The organism is Streptomonospora halophila (assembly GCF_039542725.1).
Lineage (GTDB): Bacteria > Actinomycetota > Actinomycetes > Streptosporangiales > Streptosporangiaceae > Streptomonospora > Streptomonospora halophila.
Genome location: NZ_BAABIK010000012.1, coordinates 71,116 through 92,619 on the forward strand (window position 1 = coordinate 71,116; position 21,504 = coordinate 92,619).

A 21,504-nucleotide genomic window follows, 5' to 3' on the forward strand; every position below is an offset into this window, starting at 1 on the left:
ATCCTCTATTCCGAATACGCGAGAAGACCGCAGTGCGGTTACGTACCGGCTCATGCTAGCGGCGAAATTCCGCCGTGCACGAGATCGGTCGCGACCGGTTCCGGACACGGATATTTCACACACCCCCGAATTGCTGGGGAACCGAATCCCGGAACATGAGAATTTTCCGACGTAATTCACAGCCGCACCGGTCACTCCGCGGAAAGCGAATCCGACGCCGGGCTTCGTGGATTCGGACCTTCCCCCGCCCGGGGCGGTTGAATACAATACAGAAATGGATTGGGAATCATCGTTCTACGACCTGTCGGTCACTGCGGCTCGGCAGCTGGGCCTCGTTACGCGGGCGCAGGCGGAGCGCGCCGGCGTGGGGGCGGCCGGACTCGACCGCTTCCAGGAGACCGGAATGCTCTGGGAGCTCGACTGGTCCGTCTACCAGCTGGCGAGCAGCCCGACCGATCCGACCTCGGCCTATGCCTACGCCGCCTGGCTGGCCGTCGAACCCGACAGGTTCGCCTGGGAGCGCCCGGTCGAGGCGCACAGGGGCGCCGTCCTCTCCCACGAGTCCGCGGCGCGGCTGTTCGGGCTGGGCCCGGTCTCGGTCGCGGGGGTCGACATCACCGCGCCCGAGTCCCTTCAAGCGCCGCGCGCGGTTCGCATCCACCACACTCCCCTCGCCGCGCACGAGGCCACGATCCAGGGTGGCGTGCCCGTCACCGCGCCGCAGCGCACCCTCGTCGACCTTGTACGCAGCGGGACCAGCCACGACGAGGTCGCCGCCGTACTGGACGGCGCTCTCCGACGCGACCTGGTCGATCTCGCCGCGCTGCACACCGAGCTCGTCCCCCTCGCCAAGCGCTGCGGTTTCCCGGCCGAGGGGCCCCTGTTCGCCGAGCACTTCCGGGCGGACCGCGTCGCCGCCCGGTCGGAGCTGTCTCCGCGCAACGTCCGTGCACTCGCGGAGCTGCGCGCTCCGGCCCGCGTCACCCGCGTGACCGCCTTGCTGCGGCGGATCGGCGAGGGCGACGACGCCGCCGATCTCGCCGCGATCAGCGCCGACCCCGAACTGGTCCGGGCAATCGCGGCCGAGATCGTCGGGAGGAGCGGAGCCGATGCCTGACCTGCACTCCGCCGACGGCTTCTGGCGCGAGCTGAACGCCAGGGTCCGCGATCACGCGCACGGCCGCGGCACGTCGCCGCGCGACGAAATGCTGCAGTGGGTGCTGCAGCGCACGATGGTGCGGCTGTTCGGCGCCTACCCGGACGACTGGACCATCAAGGGCGGTCAGACCCTGCTGGCCCGCTGGCCCGAAGCACGCGCGACGAGCGACGTCGATGTGGTGACCACGCGTCCCACCCCGGTCGCGACCATGATCGAGCACTACAACTCCGCCCTCGACCAGGATTTCGGCGACCACCTGCGCTTCACCCCGGTGGAGGTCGACGACGGCATCATGGGCACCGGCACCGCCGCACGGATCACGCACTCCGCCCGCCTCGGCGACCGGCCGCTGATGGAGATCCAGACCGACATCGTCCCGCCCGACGACCGCCCGGAGTGGCGCGGCAAGGAGATGGTGCGCTTCCCCGAGCACATCCTCGCGTCGGGGGTCGCAGGCGAGAACCCGGACCTGCGGATGATCTCCCCTTACGACACGCTCGCGCACAAGGTCTCGGGGATGTTCATCAAGACGTGGCGCGGCGAGGCTCCGGTCCGGGTCCAGGACCTCGTGGACACCCTCTTCCTGTCCGAACGGCTGCCGCTGGACGGCCCCGAGGCACACGCGGTGCTTCGCGAGGAGTTCGCCTACCAGCGCACTCTCAACGACCGGTTGATCGTCTCCGACCGGTTCGAGGTGCCCAACCCCGCGTGGCACGAGGGGTTCGCCCGGTACGCGGCCTCGACGCCGGGCCTGGGCTACTCCGCTCTCGACGAGGCGGTACCGGCCGCACGCGCCTTCCTCGACCCCCTGCTGGCCGACGAGGCGCCGCAGGCCGACTGGGACCCGCAGCGCCGGGCGTGGATACCGCGGGGAGAGGCCGAACAGAAGGGGGCGAGGGCGATCGCGGTGCGCGGCGACTTCAGCGCCTTGGACAACCCGGTCCCCGGCCTTCCGGGACCGAAGCCGGCCTCGGAGGCCGGTCCGCGCAGTCCCGGCCCCGGCCGCCGCCCGCACCAGGACAACGCTGCCCGTCCCGATCCCGGCTACCCCCGCCGCCCCCGCTCCGGCCGGTGACGCCCCAGCCGGAGCCGGGCGGGGGCGGGGGCGCTCGGCCGCACCGGCCCTCGCCCGGCGCGGCCGAGCGCAGGCCGGTGGTTACCACTCGTTCTCGAACCAGCCCTCCGGGGCCGGGTCGGCCGGGAGGGGGCGGGGGTCCTGGTGGCGGCGGGAGGTGCATTCGCGGAACGGGCCGGTGTCGGCGAGCAGGAACGCCATCTGGTAGTCGAGGTGGTCGCGGTACCACACCGCCATTCCCGTTCCCGGTTCCCAGCGCAGCACCTCCCAGGCGTGCCAAAGGGCGTGGAAGCGCGAAACGGCCTCGGGGTGGCGCCACCATTCCTTGCACCAGCGGAACTGGCCGCCTTCGGCGCGGGTGTACATCGGCAGGAAGCGGTAAGTGACGAATTCCTCGACGTTTCGGAAGACCGGGGTGTTCTGCTGGGCGCCGGACTGCGGATAGGCGTCGTATTCGCGTTCGCCGCTTCCGGGCTCCGGGGCCTGGGCGGTCGTTTCGGGGGTTGTGGTCATCGTCGCTGCCGTCCTTTCGCTGCTGCCTTGCTGCGTTGCCGCTTTACCGTGTTTCCGCGCTGCCGCCTTGCTGCTTTACCGCGTTGCCGCTTTACCTCGTGCCGCCCGCCGCTCTATCGCGTGCCGCCTGCCGCCCGCCCCGTCTCCGGTTCGCCGCGCCACTCCTCCGCCCTGCTCCGCCGGTACTTGCGGCCGCGGTCACAGCGACGCCGAACCGCTGCGCACCTCCCGGTTCTTCGCATCGGCCCTGCGGCGGTTGAGGGCGTACCTGCCGCCCAGGGTCGCCAGGCCCGCCGGCGGGTCGAGGGTCTCCTTCCGTGCGAAGTCGGCCTCCGTGAAGTCGCCGTGACTCGGCTGCGCTCCCGCCTGCACCGTCGCCACCAGGCCCGACGCCGGCTGGGCGGCGCGGTCCGCGGTCGCGTCGGCCACCTGAACGGCTCCCTCGCGGACGCGCTCGCCCTGCTGCGACCGCACGGGCGGCTCCTCGTCGCCGCCGCTCCCGCCGTCCGGCTCGGCCAGGCGGGAGGCGGGGTCGAAGGGGTGGCCGATGGCGGCGCGCGAGACCTCGGTGTAGGCCTGGACCGGCGGCCCGCCCTGCTCCAGCCGCCGCCGGTACTCCGCGCCCAGTTCGGGGTTGGCCGCCTCCAGGTGCCCCGCGAACCGGGCCAGGGCCGCGTCGGCCTCGTCGGCGAAGCGCATCGCGCGCCCGCCTCTGCGCAGGGCGTTGAAGCTCCACGACTCCACGAGGTCGCGCAATTGGCGGTCGTCCCGGTCCCGCAGTGCCTGCGGGTCCTCCAGCGCCCGCTCCCAGGCCTCGGGCAGCGTCAGCGGGCGGCCGCCGTCGTGCCCGCGTCCGGGGTCGTCGACGTGCACCATGGCCGCCTCGATCGCGCTGATGCGGTCCATCTCCCCCGACTGGAGGTCGCGCCGACCGGTGGCGAGTCCTTGGCCGATGAGGTTGCGCCGGTAGCTTTCGGCGACCAGCGGCTCCCAGCGGGCGACCACCCGCTCGACGGCGCGGCGCACGTCGGCCGACTCGGGCTCCAGGGACGCGACGGCGCTCAGCCACGCGCCGTTGAGCATGGCTAGCTCCTCGTCGCCGGGCGCGGTCCGGGAGTCCCAGGCGGCGAACCGGGCCCAGGAGCCCTGTGCGGGCTCGCCCGCGTCCACGCCCGACCTCTCGGCGATCTCCGGGTTGGCCGCCGCGTGGCGCCAGGCGTCGGCGAAGTCGCCGTCGAAGCCGAGGGTCTCGGTCCACTCCCGGCTCACCCGCTCGATCAGCTCATCCTGGCGCTTGGGCACGGCCAGCGCCGCCGCCACGTCGGTGTGCTCGACCGAGGCGAGCACACCTTCGACCGCGCCGTCGCCGTCGGGCCCGGTGACGGCGCGCCGGACGTCCTCGGACACGTCGGGGTTGGCGGCGACGGCGGCCTTGACGCGCTGGGTCAGTTCGCGGTCGCGGGCGTGGTCGCGGGCGGCGCGCGCGATCGCGACGTCGCGGTTGTTGGCGGGCGTGCGGTTGGTCGGGTGCACGACCCGGTTGTTCTCCTCGGCGTTCTTGGCCGCCCGGTTTCGGCGGGCCCGCGCCAGCACGGCTCCGGCCACCATGACGCCCTTGCCGGTCGCCCGCACCGCCTTGCGGCTCGTGCGGGAGTTGCCGCGCAGGAAGGCCATGAGCGCCTCCATGACGGCCTCGCCGATGGCCGAGGGGGTCTGCTGCAGCTGGTCGGCCAGCGGCGTGCCCACGCTGCCGCGCACGTCGGTGGTGTCGAAGCGCGGCGGCCGCGGGCCGGCGTCGCCGCGGGCGGGTGCCGGGGCCGCGGGCCGCTGTTCCTCACTCATGTCCTGCTCCACTCCTCTCGGCGGCCGCCGTGCGGCGGCGCTCCGGCGGGGCCCGCGCGGCGCCCGCCCCTGGGTCTAGGCGTCATGGCTGTCGGCGACGGCGTACCTGCGCTGAGCGCCTTCGGTCACCGAGGACTCGGCGCGGGAGATCTCCGCGCCGATCGCGGCGGAGTCGGGACCGGTGTACCAGGGGCACATCTTCAGCAGCGTCGCCTGCGCCGCGGTGGCGAACATCAGGGCCTCGCCCTTGCCGATGCGGCGGATGTCGGCGCCCTCCATGACCTCCTGGCGCCGCAGCTGCACCGAGTGGTTGCCCTTGCCGTCGCCGTAGCTGAACGAGGTCGTGGACACGTCGTGCTGCCCGATGAGCTTGGACAGCGCCTCGACGATCTTCTGGTCGTCCAGTCCCGCGCCGAAGAGCTTGACGGTGGCGGCCGACCACATGGCCTCCATGCCGTTCTCCGTCCAGACCCGCACCCCCTGGCGGTAGCTCTGCAGGATGGTGACCGGCACGATCCCGCGTGAGCCCAGGTGGGAGTAGAGGTCGGGCAGGTCGGCGATCTTGCAGATGTTGGCGGCCTCGTCCAGGACCGCCACCAGCGGCGGGTCCAGCCGTCCGCCCATCCCCTCCGAGGCCTCCTCGGCGGAGATGAACACGGCGTCGGTCATCGCCGCGATCAGCGGGGCCGAGGCGGCCCGGGACTTGCTGAGCAGGTGCAGGGTCTGCCGGGAGCGCACGAACTCCCGCGGGTCGAACTCGTCGGCTCCGGAGCCCGCCGGGGGCGGGGTGACCCACTCCATGATCTCGGGGTCGTCCAGGCAGCGGGCGGCGGTGCGTGCGGTGGTGAAGATGCCGTCGCGGGTCTCGCTGACGATGTTCTGCGTCTCGCGCAGCGCCTCGGCGTAGGCGGTGAAGCCGTGGTCGAACAGGACCTCGATGGGGCGCGGCTGCTTGGCGTCGTGCAGCCACTCCCCCACACGGCCCAGGGACTCGCCGGCCAGCGCCGCGGCCAGCATCAGCTGGGACAGCAGCGCCTTGGCGGCGGGCCCCCACATGTCCTTCTTGGAATCGTCGTCGTCGATGGTCAGCACGAAGTGGCTGGCCAGCCGGTAGGCGTCCTCGACGGTGCGCACGTGGCGCAGCGGGTTCCACCAGAACTCCTGCTTCTGGTGGGTGATGTGCTGGGGGTCGAACAGCCACACGCGCTCGCCGGTGCGCTGCTCGCGCAGTGCGGCGGTCGCCGACCACACGTCGCCCTTGTTGCTGGTCGCCAGGGCGGGGCCGGGGGCGTTGAGGACGTAGGGGATGGCCAGCGCGGTGGTCTTGCCGGCCCGGGGCGCCATGTAGGCCAGGACCGTGTCCTCCCAGGACGCGAACAGCTTCGGGCCGCTGCGCCCGCCAGGCAGTTTCACCTCGCCCAGAGCCAGCCCGACGTCGCGGTCGCCCAGCTCCTTGTGCGAACCGCTGAGCGTGGTCTTGCGCAGCCGCAGCGACTTCTGCGCGGCCGCGGGCCGCGACAGCTCCCCCACGTCGTCGTTGCCGACGTTGAGCGCCGCGACCGGGTCGCCCTCGCTGCCCAGCCGCGCCCGCAGCGCCAGCAGCACCGTCCGCCCGCCCCAGCCCAGCCCCGCGGCCAGGACGGCGCAGAACGCGGCCACCACGAGGGTGGGCGTGCCCGGCCAGGCCTTGGCGGTGTCACCGGTGACCAGCCAGAGGATCCACCGGGCGCCGAACGGCGCGACCTCGCCCGAGGTCACCAGCGCGGCGAGCCACGCCGCCACCCAGACCAGCCCTACCAGGCCGACCACGCCCCACAGCGCCAGCACCGCCAGCAGCGGAGGGGTGCCCGCCGCCATGGCGCCGCCGCGCGGCTGGAACCTGTCGGACTGCCATGCCATGCCTCTCATGCCCTGTTCACCGCCTGATCGGTGTCGTAGAGGTCGAACTCGTCGCCGGTGAGGGTCATCTGCACCGGGATGCCCAGCCGCTCGGCGCCGGTCTTGATCAGGTAGCGGCCCCGGCCCGGGTGCAGGGTGCCGGGCTGCCACGAGTCGGGGGAGGACCAGGACGAGACCAGGCCCTGCTCCGGTTCGGTCAGCGGGGTGATCTGGTTGACCCGCGACAGCTCCCGGGGCGGCAGGCCGGCCAGGATGGTGATGGCCGACCGGTCGACGAATCCGCGCGCCTTGGCCCGGTCCTCCTCGTTGGCCAGCGCCTCCAGGTCGCTGAGCGAGTGGGTGACCATCACCGAGGCCATCCCCTTGCTGCGGTTGAGGCGGGTGAGCGAGTCGGCGTACTCCACCAGGCCGGGTGCGCCCCGCAGCGCGCGCCACAGCTCGTCCATCACCCCGATGTAGGAACGGGGGGCCATGACGCCCTGCTCGGCGAGCAGCCCCATCGCGTCGACCGTCCCGAAGCCGTAGCTCCAGGTGCACAGCATGGCCGCGGTCAGCAGCTTGTCGCCGGCCGCGCCCACGCGGGAGATGTCCACGCTGATACCGGGCGCGTTGAGGTCGACGGGGTTGGTGGTGGGACCGTCGAAGACGCCCGCCAGGGATCCCGTGCACAGCAGGCGCAGAGTGAAGACGAGGTCGTCGACGCGCTCGTCGTAGCGGTCGGCCGAGCCCGCGCGGGCCAGCGCGCGCAGCCCGTCGGGCCCCTCCTCGATGACCCGCAGCACGTCGGGCACGGTGGGCTGGACACCGTCGCCCAGCCGCTCGTCGAGCAGGTCCACCGCCGCGCCGAGCACGACCTCCTCGGCGTTGCTGATGCGGTCCTCGCGCACCAGCGTGCACAGCGCCATCAGCAGCGAGATGCGGCGGGAACGCACCTCCCAGCGCAGCTGGGCCCGCTCCTCGGGGCCGAGCAGCTCCAGCGACGACCCCAGCGGACCGGAGTCCAGCGGGTTGATGCGGTCCATCCCCCGGCCGATCTCGACGACCTGGCCGCCGAGGTAGCGGATGAGGTTGGTGTAGTCGGGCTTGGTGTCGCCCAGCACGATGGCGCGGGTGCCGAACGCGACCGCGCCGGTGATCAGTCGCTTGACCAGGGTGGACTTCCCCGTCCCGGGTTGGCCGAGCACGAAGCAGCCCGGGTTGGTCACCAGGCCCGAGCGCAGCCACGCCAGCGGGTCCAGGCACACGACCTCGCCGGAGAGCAGGTCGCGCCCGATGGGTGTGCCCACCGACGGCGGCTTGCTGCTGGTCACGAACGGGAACAGGCCGCAGGCCTGTGCGGTGGTGGCCTGGAACTCGGGCACGTGCGGGATGTTGACCGAGGCGCCGCCCTCGCGCTGCCCCCAGCCCATCACGGGAGGCAGCGGACCGAGCGCCGCGTCGTCGGCGCCCTCCTCGCCGGCCGGGCGGCGGCGCCCGCGGTCGGGCCGGGACGCGGTACGGGCGGCGGCGCGCTGCTCCCGGTGCTCGTTCTTGCGCCGCGCGCGCCTGCGGCGGCGCTCGGCACGGTCGTCGCCGGCGCCCGGAGGCGCGAGCGGCTGCTCGGTCGCGGCCGTGTCGGTGCTGGATGCCATGGGCGTCTCCTGGCTCTGGGCTCGTTCAGTTGCGCTGTGCGAGGTAGGGCGGGCAGATGCCGAGCGGCAGGGTGGTGGCGAAGACGACGTCCTGGCTGCCCCAGGCCCGCCGCAGGCGGATGCGGGAGGTCTCGGCCGAGGACTCGGTGTGGGAGACCGCGCGGTCGAGCTCGTCGGGGTTCTCGACCGTGACCGAGGCGTAGAGGCTCATCTGCACCAGGCCCGCGCCCAGCGTCTCCTCCTGGGCGGCCTGGCGCGCGTAGGCGAGGTCCTGGCTGTCGCGGGCGCTGACGCGGTGGCGCAGCCGGGCCGACATCTCACTCTTGTACTGCGCTGCGGTGTTCTGGCCCTCCAGCGCACGCGCCGCCGAGGAGGCCGGCCAGTGCCGGAACAGCAGGGTGGTGCGCTTGGTCCAGCGGGTGGGCGCGAGCAGTTGGGACAGCACCGTGCTGGTGACGTGGGTGCGCGGCGCCTGCTGCCAGACCCAGGCCACGCTGGTGCCGCTGTCGTGGACGTAGCGGTCGTGCAGGGTCTCGGCGGCGATGGGGCCGGCCTCCGACCAGTTGTCGGTCTCGATCGCGCCGCCGGACTCCAGCAGCTGCGCCACGGCGCCGCGGGCGGCGGGGTCGTAGGCGCTGCGGACGACGGCGACGATCTCCTCGGGCCGAGCGCGCCCGACGACGCTGACGCCGCACCCGCCGAGCCCGTTCTCGATCTGGTTGAGCAGGTTGTTCAACTCGGCGGCGGCCTCCAGGCGCCCCTTGGGCGGCGTGGGGAACCGGCGCGGGTCGAAGGTGACGGAGATGCGGGTCTCGACCTCGGCGCTGACGGCGGGCGCCAGCGCGACCAGCTCACCGAGGATGCGCCGGGCCGCCTGCGGCGACTGGGGGTCGACCGCTGCCGCGACCTGGTCGCGCAGCGTGTCGCCGGGGTCGGGGCTGGACTCGACGGTCACCGCGATCCAGGGGACCCAGGGCATGTAGCCGAACCCGGCCAGCCAGTTGTGCCAGTTGGCCACCCAGGTGTCGACGTCGCCGGTCTCGGCCAGCCACACGGAGTTGGAGGAGACCTTCAGGGTGGCCGTCATGTGTCCGAGGCGCCGGTTCCAGGCGATGCCGAAGCGGCCGCCGCGCCCGTCCTCGGCGGAGAGCAGCGTGATGGGGGCGAGCACGCCCGGCAGCTGCAGGGCGCGCGGGTGCTCGACCAGGACGCCGGCGCGGTAGCGGGTGCGTCCGCGGACGGTGGCCCACCACCACCGCAGCCGGGTGAGGATGAAGGCGAGCAGCGAGGTGCCCTGGACCGGCACGAGCGCGACGCCGAAGACCACCACGAGCGGCGGCACCAGGTAGGCGGCGTAGCGCTGGTCGACGAAGGCCACGAGCATGAGCGCGATGAGGCAGCCCATCAGGATCATGGTGGGGATGAAGCCCAGCCCCAGCAGGCCGATGCTGCGCTTGCGGCGCCACCCGCCGTAGGTCCGCAGTGTCATGTGTCCCGTCCTCGGTCTGGATCGTGCGTGTCCTGTGTGGGCGGCCCGGGCTACAGCGCCCCGGAGGGCGGCTGGTCGGCGTCGGTTCCGGAGGCCCCGTCGGCGACGGCGCCGGAGTCGGCGGACGCGGGCGGGGCGTCGGAGGCCGGTGCGGAGGCGGGCGCTCCGGATACGGGCACCGCCGCGCCGGAGGGCCCTGGGGGGCCGGGGGCGCCGGACTCGCCGGGCTGCGCCGCGCCGGAGGGGGTGGGCGCCCCGGTGGAGCCGCTGGAGGGCGCGCCTCCGGCGGCGGCGGTGGGGGCCGAGCCGTGCCCCGGCTGCCCCGCACCCGAGGGCGTCGGCGCACCGCCGCCCGAAGCCGCGGTCGCCCCGCCGCCCGACGCGCCACCGCTGTAGGAGGCCGACTGGATGCTCTGGCCCGGCTGGCCCGCACCCGACGGCGTCGGCACCGACGACGACCCACCGGAGTCCCCCGCGCCGCCGGTCGCGCCCGGTGCCGCCGTGGTGCCGCCGGGCCGGTCGGCGCCCGTGGGGGTGGGGGTCGTGGCCGGCGCGGCGGAGCCGCCGGAAGGGGCGCCGCTGTCGGCGGCGGTGGGGGCCGAACCGTACCCCGGCTGCCCCGCACCCGAGGGCGTCGGCGCACCGCCGCCCGAAGCCGCGGTCGCCCCGCCGCCCGACGCGCCACCGCTGTAGGAGGCCGACTGGATGCTCTGGCCCGGCTGGCCCGCACCCGACGGCGTCGGCACCGACGACGACCCACCGGTGTCTGCCGAACCGCCGCCGGCGGCGGCGGGCGCCGAGAACTGGCTCGGGTCGGCGGCGCCGGAGGGTGTGGCCGCAGTCGACGCCGGTGCGGTGCCGTCGGCGCCGCCCGCGCCGGACGCACCCCAGGTGGCCGAGCCTCCTGAGGCGCCCGCCGGGACGGCGCCGCCGGACGGCGCGCCGCCCGAGATGCCGCCCGAGTTCGACGCCGAGGTGACCGAGGCGCTGCCGGACGCGGTCGTACCGGCACCCGACGGCAGCGCGGAGCCGCCGGAGTCGCCCGCGCCGCCCGGGGTGTCGGCTCCCTGGCCGTCCTGTGCCGAGGCGTGGCCTGCCTGGCCGCCCGGCGTGTCCGCGCCCGAGTCGCGCGCGCCGTCGGGCGAGGCCGCGCTGTCCGCGGAACCGCCGCTTCCGCCTCCGGTTCCACCGCCTCCGGTTCCACCGCCGTCGGCGCCGCCGCCCCCGGCCGCGCCGACCGTTTCCGTCCCCGCTCCGCCCGCCCCGGCTCCGGCGCTGACAGCGGTCGTGGCGGCGCCCGCCGCCAGTCCGCCTCCTCCGCCGCCGCCGGACGTGGAGATGGCCGAGGCCGAGGGCAGGCCCTGGTCGACGGTGGCCGCCCGGCTCCCGGCACCGTGCCCCGCCGTGCTCGCGCCGAAGACCCCGCCGCTGGAGGACCCCGGAACGCCGGAGGGCTGCGCGCCGCCTCCTGCTCCTGCGGAGGAGGCGCCCGCGCCGGCGCCGAAGGCCATGGCACCGCCGGTGAGCTTGGTTGCCATCGTGCCGAGCAGGCTCCACAGCATCGGCAGCGCACCGGTTGCGATGAGGATCAGCGCCACGCCGAGGAAGTACTGGAAGGTGCCGTCGGTGTCGCCGCGCGACTCGGCGTAGAAGACGAAGCCCAGCGCGTAGATGAGGACGATGACCGGCTTGTACAGGATGGAGCCGATCAGCCAGCCCATGATCTTGGAGAAGATGTTGGTACCGGGACCGGGCAGCATCGCCGCACCCGCGGCCAGGGGCAGCACGGCGGCGCAGATGTAGATGACGCCCTGGGTGTAGTACAGCGCGACGATCTGGATGACGGCGCCGACCACCACCGCGATGCCGACGAGGACGCCCAGCAGCAGGCGGAAGCCGCCCTTGAGCACGTCGCCTTCGGGGATGTCCGTCAGGTCGTTGCCGAGCTCGGCGCCGAAGTTGGCCGCGACCCCGTTGGCGAGCAGGTACCCCGCCAGCGAGTCGCAGAAGTCGACCACGCCCTGGATCACGAAGATCCCGGCGAAGGTGGTGAACACCAGCACCAGCAGCGCCTTGACGGTGTCCATCATCGGGTCGAGGCGCCGGTGCCACAGCAGGCGGATCGCCGCGACCAGCAGTCCGGCGGTGGCCAGCAGCGTGACCAGGGGGAACACGAGGTCCTGAAAGGCGGAGATCCCGTCGCTGCCGGCGAGGTCGTTGTTGTTGTCGACCGCCGGGTTGTCCCAGAGGATGTTGAAGATGCCCTCGATGGCCGGCGCTATCAGCTCGCCGACGTCTTCGGAAATCTGCTGAAGGGACATGGCACTTCCTGCTCAGGGGCTCGTGAGAGGGCTGGGGCGGGCCGCGGATGGCGCGGACTCGATGGCGCGGACTAGATGGTCCGGGGCTGGTCGTCGCTGTCGCTGTTGTCGCCGCCGCCGTCGTCCGGCGGCTCGCCGGGATCCTGTTCACGCGTGTACTCGACCCAGCGCGTCCCGCCGTCCCCGCCGCCGCCTCCGCCGGCCTGGAGCAGAACGGCCACGATCGGGGCTGCCACGATCAGCAGCACGACGCCCAGCAGCACCCACGGCAGCTCACCCATGCCGCGGGCGGCGATCCAGGGGTCGCCGGTGAAGTTGGCCTGCACCATCTTCCCGGCGATGATCAGCAGCGCAATGACCGCGATCGCCGCGCCCAGGCCCATGACCCAGCCGAGGATCGTGTTGCCGCAGGAGATCCACAGCTCCTGGCCGTCCACCTCGGGACAGGCGCGGGCGGCGAGTACGGGGGCCGATCGGTCGTTCATGGCATCACCTGGCTGCTCGGTGAGGATCGTCTGCGCCGAAAGGGCCTGCGGGCCGTCGCATCACACGGTTCCGGTGAACTCGGGGTCGGGCTCGTAGGTCGGCATCGGGTACTCGGGTTCGTCCGCGGGGGTGGAGAGCAGCATCGTGACCACCGAGACGGCGACGAGCATGAGGAAGATCCCCATGAACGTCCACAGCAGGCCGCCCACGCCCTCGGCGGCGAGGTCGGAGCGGCCGCTCTTGCCGACGACCATCTTCCCGGCGCAGTAGAGGACGCCGATGATCCCGATGACCGCGACGATTCCGCGGCCCCAGGCGAAGATCTGGTCCAGGGCCGGGAGCACCTGGCTGGGCAGCTGCGGCTCGGGGTTCCAGGTCAGGGGCAGCGGTCCCGCGGCGTCGACCGCGCGCTGCGCGGCGCCGTGGACCGCGATGGAGGTGTACAGCAGGGCGTTCACGCCGTCCTCCGCGCTGGTTGCAGTGGATGGGTGCCGGCGGCGGGGCGCACGGCCGCCGGCGGTGTCATCGGGCGCGCCGCGCCGCGCGCGGCGGAAGAACGCCGGGCGGGCCGCACGGACGGGTGCCGCGGGTCACGCCTGCTGCGCCGGAAGCAGCAAGGTGATCGCCGGAATGGCGATGAGCATCAGCGAGATGCCGAGAATCGTCCAGACGAGGCCGCCCACGCCTTCGGCGGCGAGGTCCGAACGCCCGAACTTGCCGACCGCCATCTTCCCGGCGCAGAACAGCACGCCGATGATGCCGATGACCACGACGACGCCCCGCCCCCACATGAAAAGGGTGTTGATCGAGCTCATCGCACCCGAGGGGATGCTGATCCCCTCACCCCATTCGTAGTCCTTAAGCGTGGTGTTGAACGCGATGATGGCCGCCGATTGGGCCTTGACGTAACCCGCCAGAAAAAGGTTCATACTTCTACTCCTCGCTCATTCGTGCCCATAATCGCCAGACCCGCCTGTTCCGCACGCGGACCGGATTCTGGACAGGGCCCGCTCGACCTTTTTCGGCAGGTCGACCTTCCCCACGTCGGCGGCGTCCGCGTAGCGGATCCCGGCCGCGAACGGCAGCCGGACGATCTCGCCCACCCGGTCCTCGATCAGCCGGATCCGGGCCGCGGCCTCGCGCGGCTCGGGCCCGGACCCGTCGGCGACGACCACCAGGCAGGCGATCGCCGCCCCGGACTCGGCGACTCCGGTGACCGCCTCGACCGCCCGCGCCGAGGCGGGTGCGCTGTCGCGCGCCACCAGCACCAGCGGACGGCCGAACGTCTCGATGCGCCGGGTGCCCGGCTCGTATCGGCCCAGGTCCCACGGCGTTCGCAGCAGCTCCGCCAGCGTGGTGGCGCCGGCTCCGCCGTGGCAGCCCAGGACGACCGCGTCCACCGGCGGCGCCTCCGCCGCCGGCGCGCCGCGGATGCCGGGCTCGCGGCCCAGGCGCCGACCGAGTTCCACGGCCACGTCGCTCCCCTTTCGTTCACGCCGCTGTTCGCGGACCGTTCGAAGATCACCAGCGACGGGCGCCGGTGCCCGTCGTCACCCGCGATAGACGGACTCCCATTCCTCTGCGGTTCCGCATTCTCGAAGAATTTTTTCCACACCCTCGCCACCTGCGGGAACCTGCTTCCACGTTCTGCGCGCGGGCGCATGCGAGTGCGCGTGACGCAGCGGAGGCGGGGATGGTTCCCGCTTTTCCCGAGGAATTCGTGTCCGCCTGCGGACACCCTTCCCCGGAACCCCCGACCGCCTTCCGGGGGTCCGAAGTGTCCGCGGAACCGGATCCGGGTCCGTGCGGATTCATTTCCGTTCGACCCGGTCCCGGATAACGGAACACGAGAAACCGCACACCGTTCTTCAAAATTCTTCGGGAATGCGGAAGAAAGGCGACCGTGAACGACGACAACCAGGGTTCCCGGCGGATCGCGCTTGCCGCGGCTGCGGTGATCGTCATCGCGCTGGCCGCCGGGTTCGCCGTGATGCGCCTCTCCTCCGGCGGCGCCGAAAGCCCCGCGCCCTCCGCCGACCCGGGCGGCCCCGCCGCGGACCCGGGCGGACGCGGCGGCGAGGTCGACGTCGCCGCGCTGCTGCCCGACTCCGAGGCCGATCTCCAGGAGGCCGCCGGCGTCGCCCGTGAGTTCACCGCCGCCTACTTCGGGGGCGGCGCCGACCGCGGCGACCGGTTGGCGGAGCTGGCCACCCCGGGCTACGCCGACATGCTCGCCCAGGAGGGTGCGGCCCCGCCGGTGCAGGGCGAGCCGGTGCCGACCGCGTCGGCCGAGGAGGCCGACGTCGAGACCGAGGTGACCGGAATCCGCGACCTGGCGGAAGGCAGCGTCACCTATGTGGTCCGCGCCGACGTCACGGCGTCCGGCGGCGCCGAGCGCCGCTTCGAGTACGCCGCCACGGTCGCCGAGCGCGGCGGCGGCTGGCGGGTGAGCGGTTTCCACGACGCCGCGCTGGGCGACGCCGGAGCGCGCTGAGGTGGGCGCGCGCGATCGGCGCAGGGGCGGGCCCCGGCCCGCCGCGCGGGCACGGGCGCTGCCGGGCGCGCTCGCTCGGGCGCTGCGCAGCCGGTTCGCCCGGATCCGCCGGGCGCGGCTGAGCGACCTCGGCCGCAGCACGCTCTCCTACAGCCTGGGGGCGAGCCTGTTCATGGGCTCGACCCTGGTCGTGGTCAGCGGCCCGGAGATCTTCGACTACCTGGGGTTCGGCGGCGGACCGGGCGGCGGCTGCTCGACCTCGCTGGGCGGCTACACCGGCGACGCCTCCGCGGACTCCATCCCGGAGAACTTCCTGGGGTACGCGCGCGACGCGGGCGACCACTTCAACGTCCCCTGGGAGTACGTGGCCGGGCTGTCGTGGCGCGAGACCAACCACGGGCGCATCGCCGACAACGCCGCCTACCCGGGACTCGGCCGGCTGCCGACCGGCATCGTCTACGGCACCGCCAACCCCGCCGGCGCGGCCGGCCCTCTCCAGTTCGGCATCAAGCACCCCGTCACGAACAAGACCGGCGGCCCGCTGGGCGACGCCGGCAACACCTGGGGCGGCGAGGCGGACCAGCCCGCGTCCGAGCGCACCGCCGCGCCCGGCACCAACGGGCAGTGGTTCGGCGTCGACGGCAACGGCGACGGCCGGGTCAACGTGTGGGATCCCGCCGACGCGGTGCACTCGGCGGCGGGCTTCCTCCGCTACTGGATGGACCGCGGCCACAGCATCGAGTGGGCGGTCGGGCGCTACCACGGCTCGGGGCAGGGCGGCGCCTACCAGCAGGCGGTCAGCGCCAAGGCCGCCCAGTACAGCGGCGGGGACTTCACCGTCGCTCCGCCCAACGGCACCCGGACGGACTGCTCCGACGGCGCGCTGAACGGCACAGCGGTCGAGAAAGTGATCCAGTTCGCGCGGAACCAGCGCGGCAAGCCCTACGTGTGGGGCGGAGTCGGCCCCAACGGCTACGACTGCTCGGGCCTGCTCTGGGAGGCCTACAAGGCGGCGGGGCTGCCGCAGCGCTACGTCGACCACCGCTGGACGACGAACACCATGTTCCGGATGTCCGAAGCCAAGCGCGTGACCTGGGACGAGATTCGGCCCGGCGACATGATCCTCACCGGCCGCAACGGATCGGGCATGCCGACGCACGTTTCCATGGTCACCGGGCGCCGCGACGGCCGGCTGATGGTGATCGAGGCCTACAGCTCCAGCGTCGACCGGTGGGCCCAGATCCACGAGCACGAGTACGACTCCGGCGTGTGGAGCCAGCCGGAGTTTCGCACCATCGTCCGCGTCAGCCACCTGTTCCCCGCCGACGACTCCGCCGAGGAGGACGCTGTTGAGCAGGTCTGAGAGCGGTCCCCGAGCCCTGCGGACCCGCCGTCGCGAACGACCGGGCCGCGAACAGGAAGGTGGCCCAGCATGAGAACCCCCCTGCTGAGCCGCGACCGGCTGGCGGTGGCCCTGATCGTGGTCCTGCTCGCGCTGGTGGCGGGTTTCGGGGTGACGCGGCTGGGCGGCGCACCGGAGCCCGGCGCGCCGCCGGCCGCGGAGCCCGGCGGTTCGGGGCCGGAGGCCTCGATGGACGAGCTGATGCCGGTGTCCGAGCGGGAGTTCCAGCGGGCGCTTCGCGCCGCGACCGAGCACGCCCGCCGGATGGGCACCTTCGACCCCTCCGCCGGCGAGGCCGCCTACTTCGACGGTCTGCGCTCCGGCGCCGACTCCGGCTACGCCCGCACCCTGGACGTCGAGGGCTCGGCGGCGTTCGCTCTCCACCGCCGGCTGGCCGAACGGGCGGAGCCGACCGAGGGTGCGGCCCAGGCGCGGGTGGCGCCCATGGTCAGCGCCGAGGCGATCACCGTGGAGCTCGTGCTGTCGGCCGAACCGGCCGGCGGCGGGAGCGGCCGAAGCGGCGGCGAACCGCTGGAGCTGGGCACCTACCAGGTGTCCCTGCGCCGCGACGGCGGCGCCTGGCTGGTCATGGGGGTCAGCGACACCCAGGACATCGAGGCGATGCGCGGCGAGGGGCTGATCTGAGGTGGCCCGCACCCGCCGCGCCCGCGTGCGCGGCCCCGAGGCCGGACGGGCGAGCCTCGGAGCCGGATTGACCCTCGGATTCGCCGCGGTGTTCGCCGCCGTGGCCGGTGCGCAGGCGATCGACACCTTCGGCGCGGGCACGGAGGGCGGCACGGGGGGAGACCGCGCACAGCAGATCGGCTATAGGGCGGGCGACATCGATCCCGGTGGTGCCCTGGTCGACTGCGGTTCGGCGGGCCGCGTGACGGAGCTGACCTGCAACGGCTACAAGGCCACGCTCGCGGCCTTCCCCGAGTTCGACAAGCCGGGCTGGCGCGGCTGCTACCGCGCCGGGCCGCCCGACCACGGCACCGGTCAGGCCTGCGACTACATGACCAACGTCGACGGCAGCCGGGGCACCGCGGCGCAGAACGCGGTCGGGTTCGAGCTGTCGCGCTGGCTCATGCGCAACCACCGGCAGATGGGCGTGAAGTACGTGATCTGGCACCAGCGGATCTGGAACCCGGCAGAGGGCGACCCGACGTGCGTGGGCGAGACCGGCGCCGGCTCCTTCGCGCAGAGCTGCTGGAGGCCGATGGAGAACCGCGGCAGCAACACCCAGAACCACTACGACCACGTGCACGTGTCCTTCCGCTACTGACGCGCGTCCATCGCCACGCGTCTCGCGACACGCGCTTCCAGACCCCTCCGGAGCACCGGAGGTGCGAATGCACGACGAGGCACGACGGAAAGGAGGAGACATGCCATTCCCACTTCTCGCCGCCGCCGGCATAGCCATCGGCAGCGCTGTCGCGGGAGCGGTCACCGACCAGGCGGTCGACTGGGCGGTCGACGAGATGTCCGGCGACGACGAAGAACAGCAGCAGGAGGAGCAGCAGGCCGCCGAATCGAGCGAAGGTAACTCGATCCTGGGCGCCCTGGGGAACTTCGGTCCTCTCGGCGCCATCGCCGGCTTGCTCGTGGCGGCGATCCAGGCACTGGCCGACGCGAACGACAGGGGCCAGGGCGACGTGCAGTACGCCGGCCGCGTCCCCGACCAGTCCGACCGGGAGCTGCGCGCCAAGGAAGGGAACGAGATCCCCGACGCCCAGTTCGTCAGCCGCACAGCGATGATCCCGGACGGGTTCAGCCCCGTGACGGCCGCCTATTCCGGCGACGACAAGGGGCTGGCGCTGCAGGCGGCCCAGGTCCAGACCCTGTGACCGCCCGCGCGGCCGGAAGGGGCGCTGCGCGGCGGCCGCCCGGCCGCCGCCGGAGGAGTCCGTGAAAGGAAGCGTGAAGGAGTTGTGAGGAGAGCCGTGAGGAGAACCGCATGGTGACACCCGCGCAGTCCGCGCCCAACATCCTCGACGAGTTCAACCAGCCCTATCTGAACGAACGCTACGAACGCGAATACGACGACACCTTCACGACGGTGAGCACGGCCGACGCGTCGGTCGTGCAGGCCGACACGGCGGGGAAGACCGATTTCTCCGGCAGCATCGTGCAGGTGAAGCGCGGTGGCGGCAACAAGGGCGGCGACGACAACAGCAACGGCGACAACGACCGGAACGGGAACGGAAACAACGACGACCGCAGGAACAACGGGAACACCTACAGGTTCGACAACGACCTGGAGTACTACGGCGACCAAGGGCAGGGGCAGCAGCAAGGGGCCTCCGCCGGAGGCGGTTTCGAGCTGGCCTGGGGCAACCCGCTCGGGCTGGTGGGACAACTGATGGAGATGTCCACCACCGGCCAGGGCGGCGGCCCGGAGTCGCCGATGGACAGTCCGAGTCACCGCACCCTGAGGGTGGGCAAGGCGCGGCGCTGACCCCGGCGCCCCGGTGACGGCACCCCGGGCCCGGACGCACCGCCCGCAGGACGGACCGCGTCCGGGCCCGGGCGCCGGGCCCCGAACCGGGGGGTGTTGCAGCCGCCCGTGACGAGCCGCCCCGGTTCCGTTGCCCATGCCGCCCCGGGCCCGATTGGCGGCCGCTCGGAAGCCCCCGCAGCACCGGCCCGGGGGCTTCGACCGGGAGGGCGAGAGGGTGGGGGCGGCCGAACCGGCGGACGGCGGGCGAGGCCCCGCACCCGCCCGGTCAGACGTCGCTCGCCCGCTGGGTGCAGGCGTTCTCGGACGGGGCGACCTCGTCCACGCTGGCCACCGCCATGACGGTGAAGCAGTAGTCGAACGAGGGGTTGAGCCCGGTGATCGTGATCCGGGTGGACAGCGGCTCCCCCTCGGCGAGCGTGGACGGCGCGGTGCCCACCGGCCCCCCGACCACGTGGTAGGAGGCGCGGCCGGAGGTGTTGTCGGTCCAGGACAGGGTGACCGTGTTGCCCTCGTCGGAGACGATCCGCACGTCCGTCGGCGCCAGCGCCGGGTTCTCCGACGCCTGCGGCGGCAGGGACGGCGGGATCGGCGCGGAAGCCTCGCCGCGGGGCTGCGCGGTGGGGTCGGTGGCCTGCCGGCCTCCGACCGCACCCGAGCCCATCCACCACGCCACGCCCAGAGCCGCACCGCCCACGAGGGCGACGGCGATCCCGGCGGCGAGGACCGCGGTGACGAGCACCCGGGCGAAGGCGTAGCGGTCGCCGGACGGGCGTCCCCCGTCCGGCGGAGCCGCGTCGCCGTGTCCCTGTTCGGTCGGACCGCTGTCCGGCGCGTGGGCGGGAACCCGGGGCTCCGCATCGGGGCGGTGCGCACTGCTCGGCAGGGTCCCGTCGCCGGCGGCGCCTACCGAAGCCGGAGCAACGGAGCGCACCGCCCCTCCGCCACCCTGCGCACTCGCAGCGAGACCGGAGTCCCCTTCCACCCCGCCGGCGGCGGCCGCCGAATCGGTCGGCGATCGCTCGCCCGAGCGGCCCGAGGAACCGAAGGACTCACCACCGCCACTCACGAGCCCTGACGCACCCGCCGCCGCCTCCTCCGACCGCGCACCGCCCCCAACAGCGCTCGCAGGACCTTCAGCGGTACCTCCGCCAGACTCCGAGACGACCGGTCCACCCGGTCGCGGAACACCACCCGGCGCGGCGCCACCTGCACTATCACCGACACCGCCGCCTGCGACCCTCTCGCCAACGCCCGAGCCGACGCCGTCGCCCGGGTGTCCCCAGGAACCGGCAAACCCACCGTCCCCACTCGCCACATCCGACGCTTCAGAAGGCGGCTCCTGCGGCCACGCGGCGGCCGCAGAACCGGCGGCAAGACTCTCGACGCCCTCGCCGACAGCCTCCCCGCCCCCTATGCCGACGCCGGCGTCATCGGCACCGCCAGCGGCGGCCGCCTCACCAGCACCGGAGTCAGGCTCAACGAATGCGAAGGACGCACCGTCCCCGCTCACAGCACCCGACGGCGGCTCTTCCGATCGCGCGCCGCCCGCCGCATCACCGGCAGGCCGTTCGTCTCGCTCGGAAAAGGCCTGTCGGGCGGCGGCCTCCCCCAAGACGGCGTGCTCGCCCGCGTCCGCCGTCTCGCCGGCGCCGTACTCGTCGAAGCCCGCATCCAGCGGCCCCGACATTACTGGGCCTCCCTCAACGGCCGCGCCGCCGCCCGTGTCATCGCCGCCGCCCCGGCGGTCGGAGGCGCCGAAGGACGCACCGTCCCCGCTCACCGGATCCGCTGCTTCGGACGGCGCCTCCTGCGGCCACGCAGCGGCCGCAGACCCGCCCGCCGAACCGGCGGCACGTCCGTCGCCATACTCCGAGGAGTCCTGTCCGGCATCAGTCCCCGACCCGGCACGGGACTCAGCCCCACGGTTCGGGGCCTCGGCGGATTGGGCCGGTCGGTTCCACCAGGCGTCGGCGTATCGGTCGGTCGGACGCTCGCGGCCTCCCGCCACGCCGGTCTCATGCCGCCCCTCGAAGGCGGAGCCTGCTTCGGCCCCGCCCGCACCCGGAGTGGGCCCGGTACCGGCGGCAGGCGCATGCTCGGCCGGTCGCCCGGCGGCGTCGGCGCGCTCGTCGAGGCCACTCGGTTCCGTGTCCCGCTCGGCCGCCGCGCCCGACTCCTCCGCCAGGCCGCCGACGTCCTGCCGCGGACCCGTCTCACCGTTCTCGGCCGACCCGGCTGTGCCGGACTCCTCGGGCTCCGAGTCGGTGCCCCGCTCCGCATCCTGCCGGGGCGCTGCGGACGCCGGCGGCGCGCCATCGAAGTCCCCGTCCACCTCGGCCTGCGCGAGTTCCCGCGCGAGGGCGGCTGCCGAGGCTTCGTCCGCCCTCGCGCCGGCGGATCCTGCTCCGACCGCTTCGGTCGCTCCGCCGACCGCGCCCGCCGAGCCCACGGAGCCACGATCGGTCGACGGCTCCGCCGGCTCCGTTGAATCCGTCTCGGTCGCCTTCCCGACGCCGGCCTGGGGATCTGTCGTGTCCCCGTCCGCGCTGGGCGGCACGTCCGGCTCTTCGCGCCCGGTTCCCGCCCCTCCCCAGGGCCCGCCAGGCTCCGTCACCCCCTCCGGGGTGTCGGCCAGCCCCGGCTCGGACGCCACCGGCCGGTCCTCGGCCGGCCCATCGCCGCTCGGCTCCCACGGCGGGGCGGGTGACTCGGCCGTCGTGTGCTCGGCCGTT

19 protein-coding genes are annotated in these 21,504 nt (G+C 73.6%); 8 read left to right on the forward strand and 11 right to left on the reverse strand.

Features of this window, described 5'->3' with window-relative positions; genetic code table 11:
- The first annotated feature begins 274 nt into the window (after positions 1-274).
- Positions 275-1,117 carry a type IV toxin-antitoxin system AbiEi family antitoxin domain-containing protein gene (locus tag ABEA15_RS12120; RefSeq protein ID WP_345556706.1) on the forward strand — a complete coding sequence of 281 codons (843 nt, stop codon included), beginning with the start codon at positions 275-277 and terminating at the stop codon, positions 1,115-1,117.
- Positions 1,110-2,234, forward strand: coding sequence for a nucleotidyl transferase AbiEii/AbiGii toxin family protein (locus ABEA15_RS12125; protein ID WP_345556707.1), 1,125 nt, complete (start codon positions 1,110-1,112; stop codon positions 2,232-2,234). Before ABEA15_RS12120 ends, ABEA15_RS12125 begins: the two co-directional genes overlap by 8 nt.
- A gap of 81 nt (positions 2,235-2,315) precedes the next feature.
- On the opposite strand, the gene ABEA15_RS12130 is transcribed toward ABEA15_RS12125, so the two are convergent.
- From ABEA15_RS12130 to ABEA15_RS12175, 10 genes are all read right to left on the reverse strand, one after another.
- Positions 2,316-2,747: a DUF4913 domain-containing protein gene (locus tag ABEA15_RS12130; protein WP_344147299.1), complete on the reverse strand. Its 432-nt coding sequence runs from the start codon at positions 2,745-2,747 to the stop codon at positions 2,316-2,318.
- A gap of 198 nt (positions 2,748-2,945) precedes the next feature.
- Positions 2,946-4,589 (reverse strand): hypothetical protein, encoded by a 1,644-nt coding sequence (locus ABEA15_RS12135; RefSeq protein WP_345556708.1) that lies wholly within the window; start codon positions 4,587-4,589, stop codon positions 2,946-2,948.
- Positions 4,590-4,664: 75 nt separating this feature from the next.
- The gene (locus ABEA15_RS12140; protein WP_344147305.1) at positions 4,665-6,488 is read right to left on the reverse strand and encodes a type IV secretory system conjugative DNA transfer family protein; all 1,824 of its coding nucleotides are present in this window, start codon (positions 6,486-6,488) and stop codon (positions 4,665-4,667) included.
- A 5-nt stretch (positions 6,489-6,493) separates the two neighbouring features.
- Positions 6,494-8,119 carry a hypothetical protein gene (locus tag ABEA15_RS12145; protein WP_344147308.1) on the reverse strand — a complete coding sequence of 542 codons (1,626 nt, stop codon included), beginning with the start codon at positions 8,117-8,119 and terminating at the stop codon, positions 6,494-6,496.
- Positions 8,120-8,144: 25 nt separating this feature from the next.
- Positions 8,145-9,608 carry an SCO6880 family protein gene (locus ABEA15_RS12150; RefSeq protein ID WP_345556709.1) on the reverse strand — a complete coding sequence of 488 codons (1,464 nt, stop codon included), beginning with the start codon at positions 9,606-9,608 and terminating at the stop codon, positions 8,145-8,147.
- Between the two features lie 50 nt (positions 9,609-9,658).
- A complete protein-coding gene (locus ABEA15_RS12155; RefSeq protein ID WP_345556710.1) occupies positions 9,659-11,929 on the reverse strand; it encodes a TrbL/VirB6 family protein in 2,271 nt (756 codons plus the stop codon).
- A gap of 71 nt (positions 11,930-12,000) precedes the next feature.
- Positions 12,001-12,414, reverse strand: a complete 414-nt coding sequence (locus ABEA15_RS12160) for a hypothetical protein (protein ID WP_345556711.1) — start codon at positions 12,412-12,414, stop codon at positions 12,001-12,003.
- 60 nt (positions 12,415-12,474) lie between these two features.
- Complete coding sequence (locus tag ABEA15_RS12165; RefSeq protein WP_344147320.1) at positions 12,475-12,873, reverse strand: hypothetical protein; 399 nt, start codon at positions 12,871-12,873, stop codon at positions 12,475-12,477.
- A 132-nt stretch (positions 12,874-13,005) separates the two neighbouring features.
- Positions 13,006-13,344 (reverse strand): hypothetical protein, encoded by a 339-nt coding sequence (locus ABEA15_RS12170; RefSeq protein WP_344147323.1) that lies wholly within the window; start codon positions 13,342-13,344, stop codon positions 13,006-13,008.
- A 15-nt stretch (positions 13,345-13,359) separates the two neighbouring features.
- Complete coding sequence (locus ABEA15_RS12175) at positions 13,360-13,890, reverse strand: hypothetical protein (protein WP_345556712.1); 531 nt, start codon at positions 13,888-13,890, stop codon at positions 13,360-13,362.
- 428 nt (positions 13,891-14,318) lie between these two features.
- On the opposite strand from ABEA15_RS12175, the gene ABEA15_RS12180 reads away from it, so the two are divergent.
- The 6 genes from ABEA15_RS12180 (at position 14,319) to ABEA15_RS12205 (ending at position 18,769) form a co-directional block, all read left to right on the forward strand.
- On the forward strand, positions 14,319-14,909 hold the full coding sequence (locus tag ABEA15_RS12180; RefSeq protein WP_345556713.1) for a hypothetical protein: 591 nt from the start codon (positions 14,319-14,321) through the stop codon (positions 14,907-14,909).
- 1 nt (position 14,910) lies between these two features.
- A complete protein-coding gene (locus tag ABEA15_RS12185) occupies positions 14,911-16,272 on the forward strand; it encodes a C40 family peptidase (protein ID WP_345556714.1) in 1,362 nt (453 codons plus the stop codon).
- A 69-nt stretch (positions 16,273-16,341) separates the two neighbouring features.
- The gene (locus ABEA15_RS12190) at positions 16,342-16,956 is read left to right on the forward strand and encodes a hypothetical protein (protein ID WP_345556715.1); all 615 of its coding nucleotides are present in this window, start codon (positions 16,342-16,344) and stop codon (positions 16,954-16,956) included.
- A gap of 67 nt (positions 16,957-17,023) precedes the next feature.
- Entirely contained in the window at positions 17,024-17,596 is a 573-nt protein-coding gene (locus tag ABEA15_RS12195; protein WP_345556716.1) for a VldE C-terminal domain-containing protein, read from the forward strand.
- Between the two features lie 100 nt (positions 17,597-17,696).
- Positions 17,697-18,158 (forward strand): hypothetical protein, encoded by a 462-nt coding sequence (locus tag ABEA15_RS12200; protein ID WP_345556717.1) that lies wholly within the window; start codon positions 17,697-17,699, stop codon positions 18,156-18,158.
- Between the two features lie 110 nt (positions 18,159-18,268).
- The gene (locus ABEA15_RS12205) at positions 18,269-18,769 is read left to right on the forward strand and encodes a hypothetical protein (protein WP_345556718.1); all 501 of its coding nucleotides are present in this window, start codon (positions 18,269-18,271) and stop codon (positions 18,767-18,769) included.
- A gap of 268 nt (positions 18,770-19,037) precedes the next feature.
- On the opposite strand, the gene ABEA15_RS12210 is transcribed toward ABEA15_RS12205, so the two are convergent.
- Positions 19,038-19,703 (reverse strand): fibronectin type III domain-containing protein, encoded by a 666-nt coding sequence (locus ABEA15_RS12210; RefSeq protein WP_345556719.1) that lies wholly within the window; start codon positions 19,701-19,703, stop codon positions 19,038-19,040.
- Between the last annotated feature and the right edge of the window lie 1,801 nt (positions 19,704-21,504).

Excerpts from the sequence above, each read along its gene's own strand:
- ABEA15_RS12145 (WP_344147308.1), bottom strand. The coding sequence starts at position 8,119 with ATGGCATCCAGCACCGACACGGCCGCGACCGAGCAGCCGCTCGCGCCT.
- ABEA15_RS12155 (WP_345556710.1), bottom strand. The coding sequence starts at position 11,929 with ATGTCCCTTCAGCAGATTTCCGAAGACGTCGGCGAGCTGATAGCGCCG.
- ABEA15_RS12140 (WP_344147305.1), bottom strand. The coding sequence starts at position 6,488 with ATGGCATGGCAGTCCGACAGGTTCCAGCCGCGCGGCGGCGCCATGGCG.
- ABEA15_RS12130 (WP_344147299.1), bottom strand. The coding sequence starts at position 2,747 with ATGACCACAACCCCCGAAACGACCGCCCAGGCCCCGGAGCCCGGAAGC.
- ABEA15_RS12160 (WP_345556711.1), bottom strand. The coding sequence starts at position 12,414 with ATGAACGACCGATCGGCCCCCGTACTCGCCGCCCGCGCCTGTCCCGAG.
- ABEA15_RS12170 (WP_344147323.1), bottom strand. The coding sequence starts at position 13,344 with ATGAACCTTTTTCTGGCGGGTTACGTCAAGGCCCAATCGGCGGCCATC.
- ABEA15_RS12200 (WP_345556717.1), top strand. The coding sequence starts at position 17,697 with ATGCCATTCCCACTTCTCGCCGCCGCCGGCATAGCCATCGGCAGCGCT.
- ABEA15_RS12135 (WP_345556708.1), bottom strand. The coding sequence starts at position 4,589 with ATGAGTGAGGAACAGCGGCCCGCGGCCCCGGCACCCGCCCGCGGCGAC.
- ABEA15_RS12190 (WP_345556715.1), top strand. The coding sequence starts at position 16,342 with ATGAGAACCCCCCTGCTGAGCCGCGACCGGCTGGCGGTGGCCCTGATC.
- ABEA15_RS12150 (WP_345556709.1), bottom strand. The coding sequence starts at position 9,608 with ATGACACTGCGGACCTACGGCGGGTGGCGCCGCAAGCGCAGCATCGGC.
- ABEA15_RS12120 (WP_345556706.1), top strand. The coding sequence starts at position 275 with ATGGATTGGGAATCATCGTTCTACGACCTGTCGGTCACTGCGGCTCGG.
- ABEA15_RS12205 (WP_345556718.1), top strand. The coding sequence starts at position 18,269 with ATGGTGACACCCGCGCAGTCCGCGCCCAACATCCTCGACGAGTTCAAC.
- ABEA15_RS12125 (WP_345556707.1), top strand. The coding sequence starts at position 1,110 with ATGCCTGACCTGCACTCCGCCGACGGCTTCTGGCGCGAGCTGAACGCC.